This is a genomic window from Lactobacillus sp. ESL0261 (assembly GCF_003693025.1).
Classification (GTDB): domain Bacteria; phylum Bacillota; class Bacilli; order Lactobacillales; family Lactobacillaceae; genus Lactobacillus; species Lactobacillus kullabergensis.
In genome coordinates this window covers 17020-29596 of sequence record NZ_REHN01000010.1, presented here as the reverse complement: position 1 = coordinate 29596, position 12577 = coordinate 17020, and the positions used below count along the sequence as shown (strand labels likewise).

Annotated in this window: 13 protein-coding genes; 11 read left to right on the top strand and 2 right to left on the bottom strand. The window is 34.6% G+C overall.

All coding sequences use genetic code 11. The features are described from left to right. The first annotated feature begins 12 nt into the window (after positions 1 to 12). From rsmI to F5ESL0261_RS06915, 9 genes are all read left to right on the top strand, one after another. Positions 13 to 867, top strand: a complete 855-nt coding sequence (gene rsmI, locus F5ESL0261_RS06955) for a 16S rRNA (cytidine(1402)-2'-O)-methyltransferase (protein WP_122052699.1) — start codon at positions 13 to 15, stop codon at positions 865 to 867. A gap of 8 nt (positions 868 to 875) precedes the next feature. Beyond that, a complete protein-coding gene (locus tag F5ESL0261_RS06950; protein ID WP_122052698.1) occupies positions 876 to 1613 on the top strand; it encodes an acyl-[acyl-carrier-protein] thioesterase in 738 nt (245 codons plus the stop codon). A gap of 55 nt (positions 1614 to 1668) precedes the next feature. Continuing rightward, positions 1669 to 2187, top strand: a complete 519-nt coding sequence (locus tag F5ESL0261_RS06945; protein WP_034980295.1) for a folate family ECF transporter S component — start codon at positions 1669 to 1671, stop codon at positions 2185 to 2187. A gap of 27 nt (positions 2188 to 2214) precedes the next feature. Beyond that, positions 2215 to 2961, top strand: coding sequence for a tRNA (adenosine(37)-N6)-threonylcarbamoyltransferase complex dimerization subunit type 1 TsaB (gene tsaB / locus F5ESL0261_RS06940; RefSeq protein WP_122052697.1), 747 nt, complete (start codon positions 2215 to 2217; stop codon positions 2959 to 2961). Beyond that, positions 2945 to 3496, top strand: coding sequence for a ribosomal protein S18-alanine N-acetyltransferase (gene rimI / locus F5ESL0261_RS06935; protein ID WP_158595204.1), 552 nt, complete (start codon positions 2945 to 2947; stop codon positions 3494 to 3496). The genes tsaB and rimI overlap by 17 nt, the downstream gene beginning before the upstream one ends. 15 nt (positions 3497 to 3511) lie before the next feature. Beyond that, positions 3512 to 4561, top strand: a complete 1050-nt coding sequence (gene tsaD / locus F5ESL0261_RS06930) for a tRNA (adenosine(37)-N6)-threonylcarbamoyltransferase complex transferase subunit TsaD (protein ID WP_122052695.1) — start codon at positions 3512 to 3514, stop codon at positions 4559 to 4561. Between the two features lie 658 nt (positions 4562 to 5219). Further along, the gene (locus F5ESL0261_RS06925; RefSeq protein ID WP_122052694.1) at positions 5220 to 5837 is read left to right on the top strand and encodes an ABC transporter ATP-binding protein; all 618 of its coding nucleotides are present in this window, start codon (positions 5220 to 5222) and stop codon (positions 5835 to 5837) included. After that, positions 5837 to 7006: a hypothetical protein gene (locus F5ESL0261_RS06920; RefSeq protein WP_122052693.1), complete on the top strand. Its 1170-nt coding sequence runs from the start codon at positions 5837 to 5839 to the stop codon at positions 7004 to 7006. The genes F5ESL0261_RS06925 and F5ESL0261_RS06920 overlap by 1 nt, the downstream gene beginning before the upstream one ends. After that, positions 7006 to 8175: a hypothetical protein gene (locus F5ESL0261_RS06915; RefSeq protein WP_122052692.1), complete on the top strand. Its 1170-nt coding sequence runs from the start codon at positions 7006 to 7008 to the stop codon at positions 8173 to 8175. Before F5ESL0261_RS06920 ends, F5ESL0261_RS06915 begins: the two co-directional genes overlap by 1 nt. A 405-nt stretch (positions 8176 to 8580) precedes the next feature. Here the strand turns inward: F5ESL0261_RS06915 and F5ESL0261_RS06910 are convergent, their stop codons facing one another. After that, complete coding sequence (locus tag F5ESL0261_RS06910) at positions 8581 to 8985, bottom strand: GNAT family N-acetyltransferase (protein WP_122052691.1); 405 nt, start codon at positions 8983 to 8985, stop codon at positions 8581 to 8583. Positions 8986 to 9285: 300 nt separating this feature from the next. Next, on the bottom strand, positions 9286 to 11208 hold the full coding sequence (locus F5ESL0261_RS06905; RefSeq protein WP_122052690.1) for an ABC-F family ATP-binding cassette domain-containing protein: 1923 nt from the start codon (positions 11206 to 11208) through the stop codon (positions 9286 to 9288). Between the two features lie 277 nt (positions 11209 to 11485). Here F5ESL0261_RS06905 and F5ESL0261_RS06900 point away from each other — a divergent pair, with 277 nt between their 5' ends. Together F5ESL0261_RS06900 and groES are read left to right on the top strand one after the other, a co-directional pair. After that, positions 11486 to 12121 carry a redox-sensing transcriptional repressor Rex gene (locus F5ESL0261_RS06900; RefSeq protein WP_045928377.1) on the top strand — a complete coding sequence of 212 codons (636 nt, stop codon included), beginning with the start codon at positions 11486 to 11488 and terminating at the stop codon, positions 12119 to 12121. 161 nt (positions 12122 to 12282) lie between these two features. Next, positions 12283 to 12567, top strand: a complete 285-nt coding sequence (groES, locus tag F5ESL0261_RS06895) for a co-chaperone GroES (RefSeq protein WP_034980276.1) — start codon at positions 12283 to 12285, stop codon at positions 12565 to 12567. The last annotated feature ends 10 nt before the right edge of the window (positions 12568 to 12577 follow it).

Here is a 12577-nt window from a genome sequence, read left to right as displayed (position 1 = left end):
AGGATTGATTAAATGCAAAGGCAAAGTAGTTATGGCCAAGACAGCGGCAAACTTTATTTAGTGCCAACTCCGATAGGCAACCTTGAGGACATTACCCTTAGAGCAAAAAGAATTTTACAGGAAGCTAATTATATTGCTGCTGAGGACACTAGAACAAGTGGAATTTTGCTTGAAAAAATTGGGGTCCATAATCATATGCTTTCCTTTCACAAATACAATTCAAAAGAAAGGGCACCTGAATTAATCAAGCTAATGAAAGAGGGAGCGGTTATTGCTGAGATTAGCGATGCGGGGATGCCCGTCATTTCTGATCCAGGATATATTCTGGTGCAAGAATGTATCAAAAATAATATTCCCGTAGTTCCTCTGCCCGGCGCTTCCGCATTTACTACTGCCCTGATTGCCTCTGGCTTTGACGCCCAACCTTTTACATACTATGGTTTTTTACCCCGTAAAAAAAGTGAACAACAGCCTTTTTTTGAGCAAATGAAAAAAGCTCATGCTACTTCTATTTTTTATGAAGCGCCACACAGGTTGACAAAAACTCTCAATAATTTATCTGAAATATTGAATTCTGAGCGTAAAATTGTTGTTGCCAGAGAGCTTACTAAAATTCATGAAGAATTTATTCGTGGTACAATCAGTGAGGTTACAGATTATTTTGAACAAAATGCTCCCAGAGGTGAATTCGTTGTTTTAATCTCTCCTAATGCCGCTCAAGAAACGCAATTGTCGTGGGCCGAATTAATTAAAGCGGTGAATCGGTTGGTTGACACAGGAGAAAGTAAAAAATCGGCGATTAAGACAGTAGCTCAAGAAAATAATGTTTCAAAAAATGAGTTATATGAACGTTATCATCAAAAGTAGGTGAAAGTATGAAGTATAGTGAAAAGCATATAGTAAATTATTATGAGTGTGATGAAAATAAAAATTTGAAATTGCCTGCAATGATTGATTTAATGATGAGCGTTTCAGAGCATCAATTAGACTCAGGCAATGGCAGTACAAGTGCGTTAACTAAAAGAGGATTAGGCTGGGTTGTAACACAATATCATATTGAAGTGGCGCGTCTGCCCAGACCAAATGAAGAAATTACCATCACAACCGAACCATTCGGCTATAACCGTTTTTTAGAATATAGAAATTATGCTTTTACAGATCAAAATGGCAATGACCTGATAACTGTTAAGAGCGAATGGGTGCTATTTGATTTAAAAACTCGTAAACTGGTTTCCACAGATAAAGAAATGATGGCTGAAATTGGCGTTCCACTTCTAAAAAAATTACCTCGTTTTCCTAGATTAAGAGTACAAGATGAATATCAAAATGAGAGACAATATCGGGTACGTTATGATGATTTAGATACAAACCATCACATGACCAATGGCCACTATTTTAACTGGTTTATTGATACATTGGACCGTGACTTTTTGAAAAACCATATTGTCAAGACTATTGATATTAAATTTAACCTTGAAGTGCGCTATGGGGAAGAACCATATTCGCGCGTGAGCGTAATTAATGATGAGAATGGTGTTAAATCATATCACACAATTGCGGATGAGGACAAAAATGATAAAGCCGTTTGTGAACTAACTTGGCGCAAATTATAATATAATTATTTTTTGTGTTCTCACAAAAATTAACTGAAGAAAGAAAGTGCTGAAAATGACTATTAAAGAGATGCTTAAGGTCGAATTGCGTGATCTTGTCCTTTTAGGAATTATCGTGGCAATGAAAATTATTCTTAGTCGTTTTACAGTTGGAACAACAATTGTGCATGTTAGCCTCGGATTTATAGGCAGTGTAATGCTAGGTTATTTGTTTGGACCAGTATGGGGCAGTATTGGTGGTGGAATTAGTGATTTGGTTTCATCAGCTCTATTTGGCAATCAAGGAGGGTTTTTCCTTGGCTTTACATTGAGTGCAATGATAGGTCCCTTTATTTATGGATTGGTTTTTTATCAAAAGCCAGTTAAAATATGGCGAATAATTTTAGCAACATTGTTAGTAACTGTTGTTGTTAATATAGGTTTAAATACGCTTTGGGTTCACCTTCTTTACGGGATGGACTTTCGCGTTGTCCTTATTCAACGAATACCTAAAGAAGCGATTACTCCGTGGTTAGAGATGATTATTAGTTACTTTGTATTAAACGCCATTTCACGCGTGAGAATCAAAAGGTAATTTTGAAAAGAGTATAAAAATTTTAGAATGAAAATTTTGAGTATGTCGACTGCGACAAATAATTTAAGCGTAGCTTTAAATGATAATGGTGAGGCTATTGCGGAAAAAAATGAGTATGATGCCCGCAATCATAGTGCACATCTAGATCCTTTAATTGACCAAATTTTAAAAGAACATAATCTGGAATTAGCTGAAATTGATCGTTTTGCTGTTGCGATAGGACCGGGTTCATATACTGGATTACGGATTGGTGTAACTACGGTAAAAATGTTTGCCAGCATATTACATAAAGATGTAGTAGGCATTTCTACTTTACAAGCACTGGCTGCAAGTTGTGCAGAAGAAGGTACTTTAATAGTAGCAGGTATAGATGCTCGCAATAATAACTATTTTGCCGGTGCTTATATAAATAAGGAAAATGGTAATGTACCTGTCTGCGTGATTCCCGATGGTCACTATCACATTGATACTCTTTTAAGTGCGATATCAGAATATTGTACAGCTAATAATTTGGAAAAAGTGATTTATGTTGGGACTGGCTTTGAAAAGCAGGAAGAGGCTATAGGAAAGACAAATATTCCCTTCAGTTTGGGCACGGAAAAACAGAATGTTGTTCATGCTGGTTTAATAGGTAAGCTGGCTTTGAATGCTCAACCTGATGACCCTGATCAATTATTGCCGAATTATTTGCGGCGCACGCAAGCTGAAATTGACTGGCATAAAAAGACAGGGGAAGCCTATAAACCAGATAGCAATTATGTGGAAGAAGTTTAAGCATTTTGGGTCTTTTTGGCTTTTAGCAAAAGAAAAAAAGTTTATTAAGTTTGCCCCAGAAAAAATCACTGTGAATCAATCTATTCTGAGTGTCAGGCAAGCCCAAGTTAAAGATATTTCTGCAATATTGTTGCTGGAGCAAAGTCTTTATCAGGGGAAACAACCGTGGAATTCAATGGCTTTTCATACTGAAATAAGTAGAAATGATTCACTATATTTAGCTGTATTGCAAACCCAGTGTGTCATTGGATTAATCTGTGCACGCTTTGACAGTAGTAATGCACATATTACTAATCTGATGGTTGATTCGGCCTGGCAAAAAAAGGGTATAGGTACTTATTTAATCAAAAAAGTGATTGAAATTGCTAAAAATAAAAACTGTAAAGAACTTAGTCTAGAAGTAAGAGTTGATAACTTGACTGCTCAAAATTTGTATTGCAAGTTAGGTTTTACAGTAAGTTTTGTGTGGCCTAATTATTACCAGAGTTCGCATCAAGATGCTTTTAACATGGTGCTTAAATTGACAAGTGACTAAAGAAAGGAAAATAAATTGGTAAACAAAAAAGACATCCGTATTTTGGCTTTTGAAAGTTCGTGTGATGAGACTTCGACATCTGTTGTAAAAAATGGCAGAGAAGTGGAAAGTTTGATAGTAGCTACTCAAATTAAAAGCCATCAACGTTTTGGGGGAGTTGTTCCTGAGGTTGCTAGTCGTCATCATATTGAAGTTATTACACAAATAACCAATGAAGCTCTGAAAGAAGCACACGTAGCTTGGAAAGATATTGATGCAATTGCGGTAACCTATGGACCTGGTTTGGTAGGTGCCCTTTTAATTGGTGTTAGCGCGGCAAAAGCTGCTTCAATGGCAACAGGTATTCCTTTAATTGGCGTTGATCATATCATGGGTCACATTATGGCAGCTCAGTTAAAGGAAGAAATCTCTTATCCGGCTCTTGCTCTGCAAGTTTCTGGCGGTCATACAGAAATTGTATTGTTAAAAGATTCAACCCATTTTGAAATAGTTGGCGATACGAGGGATGACGCGGCTGGAGAAGCTTATGATAAAATTGGCCGAGTTTTGGGGGTCAATTATCCAGCTGGTAAAACTATTGATGAATGGGCTCAGAAAGGAAAGGATACCTTTGAATTTCCGCGGGCAATGATTAAAGAAGATGATTATGATTTTTCTTTTTCTGGTTTAAAGAGTGCTTTTATTAATACCTATCATCACGCTGAACAAATTCATCAAGACCTGAATAAATATGATCTGGCTGCCAGTTTCCAAGCCGCAGTGATAGATGTCTTGGCTACTAAAACTATTAGAGCAATTAAACAGTATGCTCCAAAAACTTTTATTATGGGTGGAGGAGTTGCAGCTAACCACGGTTTACGTGAAAGAATGAATCATGAAATAGCAAACCTGCCTCGGAACTTACAACCGAAAGTAATTTTGCCAGAGTTAAAATTGTGTGGAGATAATGCTGCAATGATTGGTGCTGCGGCCTATAACTTATACCAAGAAGGAAATTTCGCTGATCTTACTTTGGATGCTGATCCATCTTTAGAATTACCTTACGCTTCAGAAATGCTGCAATAAAATAAACAATAAAAGAGTCTGTGAAAAAAGTAGATCTGTGATCTTACTAAAAGAGCCGGCGAATCACTAAAAAAGTGGTTTGTCGGCTTTAGTTTTATTAAGTCAAGAGGGCTAGCTTTTCCTAGACCTTTTTTGTCATTATACGTTTTAAGATTAACTATTTTAAACATTAAATTTATGTATCAATTACTAAATGAGCGTGATCAGTCCTTTGATTGAAAAGAAGCAGAATTTAATCAACTAATTAATGAAGCCTATTATCAAAACTCTGAAAAAGGTTTGAATTTTATCTTGTTTTGATAATTTAGTCATAAAAATGAACCCCCAAATTTGTTTTAAGTTTGGGGGTCACTTCAAAAATCATATATGACATTTTTTAATTTAGTTTTCCTACCAGATTATAATAAAGTCAGAAAGGTAAAGTGGGAAATCAAAAAAGTAAGTTCAAGAAATACAAAATTTGATAATCACTTTGATTATGAATTTTATAAACATGGACTATTAATAAAACTCAAATATAACCAAGTTCTTACAAATAAATAGGGGAAATGTTTAAACTCCTAATCAAAAAACAATGAAATTGATATAATTTAATGATATCCTGATATAGTATTCTATCATTTTCAACTTAATTCACCACTCAAAAAAGGAGACAATGATGTTAACAGTCCAAAACCTATCGCTCAAAACCAGGCAGCCAATCCTGCACGATTTTTCCTATCATTTTGCACCCGGTCAATTTTATCAAATTGCTGCAGAGAACGGTTCTGGTAAAACAAGTTTCTTGCGTGCTGTTACGGATCTTATTCCAGTTTCTTCTGGCAAAGTCTTATTAGACGGAAAACCATATGCCAAAAATAAGCGTAAGCTTTTTTTCTTTGAAAGCAATGAATGGTTGAACGTCAATTTAACTAGCCTTGATTACTTAAAATTCGTGAAAAGCCAATGGCATTCTAATGTCGACCTTGATCAAGAACTTGATTTGCTGGGTGTACGTGAGTATGTCAAAGTCCCGATTAAAAAGTATTCGCTTGGAATGAAGCAAAAATTGATTGTGGCCATGTACTTAGTTAGTGACGCTGAATATTACTTGATGGACGAGATCACTAACGGTCTTGATGAAGAAAGTCGCGCAATTCTTTATGAACGACTAAATGATGAGGTAACTCAGCGTAATAAATGTATTATCCTAACCTCTCACTATAGCAGCGAGATTAAAGTGAATAACTTACACCGCCTCGTTTTACAAAAACAAATGATGCACGAGGTAGACTAATGATCTCATATTTTTCATTGCAACTTAAAAAAGTTACTAAACACAATCTATCAATTATTTCACTGGTTATTTTATTATTAATTTCTTTTTGCTTACTATACATGAAGTCTACGCAGCTCAGTGGTACTGGTTCTTTAAAAGGAGATGCTCAAGGTCAGATTGCCATGAAAAAGGAAGCCTTACAAGCGGATCGTCAAGCGCTCAAACGATATTCACCGCAAGGAAAATCATACAAGGCCACTGAAAAAGATATCAAACAAACTGAAAAGGAATTAAAAAAAGATCAAACCTTTGTTGATGATATTAATCACAATCACTGGAAGCAAGTTTATGAGACCAAATTAAAAAGGGAACAAAAAGGCAAATTGACTGATCTAAGTTCGGATGAAAAAGATAGACATAAAAGTGTAATACTGCGTTTAAAGTATCTCATAGCTCACCCTATGCCTTATGAAAGCGATAGCGCAGTCACTGGAATACAGTTTCTATTAGATTTGAATGAAAACTATTTGCCCGTCTTATTTAGTTTAGTAATGATTTTTGTTTTGACTTATTTATTTACTGGTTCTTATAAAAATGGTCTTGACATTTCGACTGTCTTGCCAATTAATCGCTTGCAAAGTACCCTGACTAATAATATTGTTGGGTTGGCAGTTGTCAGCTTTATTTTTCTTTTACTAAACTTATTAGTTTTCGGTGGAGCAGCGAGCATTTTTGGTACTGGTCGCAGTGACTATCCTTACATCATTCACCATCTGGTTAGCGACCACTTGGTGCCAGGAATTGTTCAGACCGCCAAATTGTTGCCCCAAGCAACTATACTGCAGCTCTTAAATTTCATATTTATGGTTTTGTTTGTGCAGCTGGCTGCTAAAATCTTTCATAACCAGTTACCGACTCTGTTAGTTTCGCTATTGCTTTTATTAGGCGGTCATTTTATTACAATTTTTATCATTCCGTTGGAGAAGATTGCGCAGTGGCTTCCTGGTACTTATTTAGAAGCTTTAAATGTTGTATCAAACCAAACAGCCTATGCAATGGATAATTCCGCGATTAACTTTTCAAATGGTGTGTTTACCTTAATACTAAGTTCTATATTATTATTCTTGCTGGTACTTTTAATTGATCGCATTACAACTATTGCACATAGAAATGGGAGATTGGCATAATGTCCTATTTGGCTTTTCAGCTTAAAAAAGTATTTAAGAATAAGCTAACCCCAGTTTGCTTAGCAATTTTGCTCTTGTTAATGGGTATTGTCTTATTCATGAATATTCGTACTAATCCCCAATTTTCCTTGCAGGCGGGGGCTAAATCAGAGATTGCTTACCGCCAAAAAGAAATTAACCGGCAGCAAAGATTACTTAAACATGATAAACAAAAATCAAAAACTGAAGTTTACCATGATACTAAAGCTGCTATTAAGCAAAACCAAGATGCAGTTAAGCAAGATAAACAAGTTCAAAAAGCGGCAAATAAAGGCAAATGGCGCAAAGCCTACACGATTATGTGGCAACAAAAAAAGCAAGAACAAACTATTACATCAAATGGCCAAGATTCAACAGGCCTTAATTCAAGGACAAATGTAGAGAAAAAACTGCAATTCTTTAACTACTTACGCCATGAGCCTTTGCCTTATGAAAGTCAGGATATGCCAGTAACAGGCTGGCAATTCTTACTGCAATTAAATCAGCAATATTTGCCTTACGTATTTACTCTTGTTGCTCTGTTTTTATTAACTTTGTTTTTAACTGATTCTTACCATCAAAAGTTAGATACGGCGCAGTTATTACCGCTTGAAAAAAATAATTTAATGATTTCGAATACCATAGTAGGAATAGTCCTGACTCTTGGTAGTTTTTTAGGGATTAACTTAGTATTATTTATTGTAGCTTCCCTTATTTCTGGTACTGGTAGTTTATCCTTCCCTTATATCGTAGTTCAATATACAGTTAGTGGTCCCCTTATTAAATGTGTAACTACTGGCAGCTTTATTATCAAAGTAATTGTATTGCAGGCACTTACCTTGATCTTCGATGTTGTCTTAGTTCAGTTCCTTGCCCGAATTTTTCGTGATAAATTACCAGCATTACTTATCGCTATTTTACTTGTCCCAGGGCTCAACATTGCAACTATGATAGTTGATCCGCTGCGTAAGATTTGCGCCTGGTTGCCAATGGCTTACTTGAACGCAGTTGACATAGTATCTGGCAATTTAGGAATGAATTATCAAAATGTGCAGTTGAACTATACGACAGGGCTTTTAACGCTATGCTGTTCAATTTTAATAATTACTATTATGATTTTACTGTCCAGTTATATAAAATATAAAGAATAAAATTTTATATTTCTTAAATTAATATTTTTACTTCTAATTTAGTGTTATCATAACTCTAGATCGTTCATTTGTTTATTTAAATTATGCTTACTCAAAAGTCTTTTAAAACTAAGTGTAAAAATATATAACAAGCAATAACATACTCGTCATTACAAAATGGGAAACTCGTTTCAAAAGAGTTTCCCATTTTGATTAAATAAATATATACAGATTTAATATTCAATAATATCTTAACTTGCTGTGTAAATTTTATGTTACAGTATTATCTATTCTAATCAGGTAATAAGGTACCTACCATGATAAAGTCAACTAGATTGGTGTGAGTTCTTCTTAAAACTAAAAGATAAAATATTGAGCAAAAGAGCCTGGGAAAAGATAGTTTTTTTCCCAGACTCTTTATGTTTCTTAAAAATCTTTGTAGAAAGCAATCAAGTTGTATTTGTCACAGGGATTAAAATTACAACTCTCATAAAACATGCGCGTTTTAACGGTATTTTCTGTCAACAAAACTTTCTGTCTTACAGAATTATATTTCTTTAGCACGCTATTGATTAATTTCGTACCAATTCCTTGTCTTTGATAAGCAGGATTAACAAGTAAATCTTGGATATAAATGATGGTCAGACCATCACCAACTACTCTGATTAATCCAACTAACTGGTTTTGATCATAAGCGCCAATAGCAAAAAGCGAATTTGCAACTGCATTTTGCAGTTGTCGAGGATTTTGTGTATAGGAACTCCAACCAACGCTTGTGTATAAATTGATAAGTTGATCCATAGCAATATTTTTGTCAGCTATATATTTCATTTTTATTCCTCCTTAATTAATTAATAATTAAAGAGCAGTGCGTAATTTTTCCATGTGTACCTCTCAATTTATTTTTGATAGAGCCAGTAAAATTATTATCTTTAAGTTTAAACAACTACAATTTTAAAAGCAATAGTATAATGATCTTTTTTGCGTCTGATAATTATTACGTATTTATAAATAAAAAGAAATTTTTATTAATAGTTAATAAAAAAATCTAGCACTAGCTAAGAATAGAAACGTTAGATAAAAGGCTAGTTAATCTTATTTTGGAGTTGTGTTAACTTAATATATATTATTTTAGTCAAAGCTATCCAGTTTATTCAATGCACTTTCCCAAGCATTATTTGCATCGTCCAGTTGTTTTTGTACAGCGTTAAGCTGTTCTTGCAAGGGACCTAATTTGTCAAAATTAGTAGCAATTGCTGGATCAGCCATTTGAGATTGAATATCTTTTTGTTCTTTTTCCAGTTTTTCAATTTTATTTTCGGTATTTTCAACTTCTCTTTGCAATTTACGCTTTTGTGAATCGCGCAACTTTTGCTCCTGATAGGACAATTTATTTTTATTTTGCTCAGGTTCTACTATTTCTCTATTCTCGGATGATTCATTTTTTGAGGCTGAGTCTTGCTTATTCTTTTCATCTAAATAATAGCTATAATCACCCTCATATACTTGAGCAATACCGTTTTTAATTTCTACAATTTTATTTGCTAACTGATTGATAAAATAGCGGTCGTGAGAAACAAAAAGTAAAGTACCATCATAGTTCTGTAGCGCCTGTTCTAAAACTTCCTTAGCTTCAAGATCCAAGTGGTTAGTAGGTTCGTCCATCAGCAGAAAGTTATTATGTTCTAGTGACAAAACAGTTAATGTTAATCTGGCCTTTTGACCACCTGAAAGTTGCCCGACAGTTTTATCAATATCTTTTGCCGTAAACAAAAAACTGGCTAAAATCGACCTCACATCTTTTTCAGGCATTGTTTTGTGCCGGTCCCAAACTGTATCGATTACCGTTTTAGTTGGATCAAGTCCCTGAAGTTCCTGATCATAATAGCCGATATCAAGGGATGCTCCATATTTAATTGAACCTTTTTTCGGCTTTAACTCCTTCATCACGGTTTTGAGTAAAGTTGATTTACCAATACCATTTTGACCAATAACGGCCACGCGATCGCCTTTATTTACTTGCAGAGAAATACCGTGAACCATTGTTTTTGTGGGATAGCCAATAGTTAAATCACGTAAAATTAGCACTTCTTTACCAGATGGCCGCTCGCTTTGGAAATTAATGCGTACTTTGCTTTTGCGTTTTGGCGGATTAATTCTTTCCATTTTCTCCAATTGCTTGCGGCGGCTTTGTGCTCGTTTGGTAGTTTTGGCTCTAACAATATTTTTTTGAATAAATTCTTCGTCTTTTTTGATTTTTTCTTGCTGCTTTTCGTATGCTTCTTCTTGTTGACGGTCACGTAATTGACGTTCAGCGACGTAGGCAGAATAATTTCCTTTAAACACAGTTAATTTGCCAAATTGTAATTCAAAAATCTGCGTTGCTAAATTATCCAAAAAATATTGGTCGTGAGAAACTACCAAAATGGCACCAGAATAGTTTTTAAGGTAATTTTCAAGCCAGTCTAATGTGTCTAAATCAAGATAGTTGGTAGGTTCATCAAGTAATAATAACGGGGGTTTGCGTAATAATAACTTGACAAAAGAGAGCCGTGTTTTTTCTCCACCGGAAAGGCTGCCAACCTTTTTAGTCCAAGTTGCTTCAGGAAAATTAAAGCCATTTAAAACACTCTTGATATCGGCCTGGTAGGTGTATCCTCCCTGTTGTTCGAAGCTGTATTGCAATTGGTCATATTGTTTTAGCAGATCCTTTTTTTGCGGATTTGCAGACATTTCTTCTTGTAAATCCCTTATCTTTTTACCCATATTAATTAAAGGGGTAAAAACAGACAACATTTCATCCCAAATAGTTTTATTTTCATTTAAATCATTTTCTTGAGCAATATAGCCGACATCTATATTTTTATTGATGGTAAAGTCGCCATGTGTGGCTTCTTCTTCGCCGGTCATAATCTTAAGCAATGTCGTTTTACCGACACCATTGGGTCCAATGAGACCTATTCTTGCATTTGAGTCAATTGAAAAATTGACATTTTTAAATAATGTGTTGGCACCGAATTGTTTTTTTAAATCGTGCCCTTGAGCAATTATCATAATTTTTCACCTAGAAACCATTTTAGCATACGTAGCAAAATTCTTGTGGGAGAGTTTGATTGATAAATATAGGAAATAAATGTAAAAAAGAAGCATTTTTTAATTAAAAGAGTAAAAAATTAAATTTCTATTATCAAACCTGTTACTATTATGCTAAAATTTGATAGATTGTGAAAAAAATGTTTGCAAATGGCGCAAATTTATAGATAAAATAGTAGTAATTGCTGAAAAATTCACAAAACAAAATATATTCTTAATCAAGTTGGAGGCTTTTTAAATGGAAAAAATCAAAATACCCACGGCTACGGCTAAAAGATTGCCGCTATATTACCGCTACCTGATAATTTTAAATGAGGCTGGTAAAGAAAAGGTATCCTCAACTGAATTATCTGAGGCTGTTCAAGTAGATAGTGCTTCAATCAGACGTGATTTTTCATACTTTGGTGCATTGGGAAAACGTGGTTATGGTTATGATGTAAAAAGTTTGCTTTCCTTTTTTAAAAAGATTTTAAATCAAGATACCTTAACAAATGTTGCCCTGGTTGGCGTTGGTAATTTAGGCCATGCGTTATTAAACTATAATTTCAAACGTACAAACAATATTCGTATTTCATGTGCTTTTGATATAGATGATAAAATTACAGGCAAGATTCTCAGTGGCGTGCCTGTTTATGACATGAGTGAACTAAAAAAACAGCTTAGTGACCAACAGATTTCTATTGCAATTTTGACCGTTCCTTCCACGACAGCACAAAAGACTGCTGATGATATGGTTGAAGCCGGTATTCGAGGAATTATGAATTTCACGCCAATTCGTTTGTCTGCTCCAAGTGGTATTAGAATCCAGAACGTTGATTTGGCAACGGAATTACAAACTCTAATTTACTTCCTTGACTCAGATAAGAAAAAGTAGGTATAAAAATACAATTAGCACTTTTTTACTCAAAGTGCTAATTTTTTCTTGCATTTTTTATGAAAAGGGGTTATTATCATAAATGTAAGTTAGCACTTGATGAATAGGAGTGCTAATGACACGTAAAATAGATTAATAATTTAATTTTAGGAGGGACAAACGTGTTACAACCAATTGGTGATCGCGTGATCGTTAAAGTTAAAGAAGAAGAAGAGAAAACTGTAGGCGGAATCGTCCTGGCTTCTAATGCTAAACAAAAGCCAACAGAAGGTGAAGTTGTTGCTGTTGGTGAAGGTAGTTATGCCGAAAATGGCAGTAAAATTCCTATGACTGTCAAAAAGGGTGACGTTGTTTTATATGACAAATATTCAGGCACTGATGTCAAATACGATGACGAAAAGTATTTAGTCCTTCATGAAAAAGATATTTTAGCAATTGTTAAGTAATTAAGGAGCG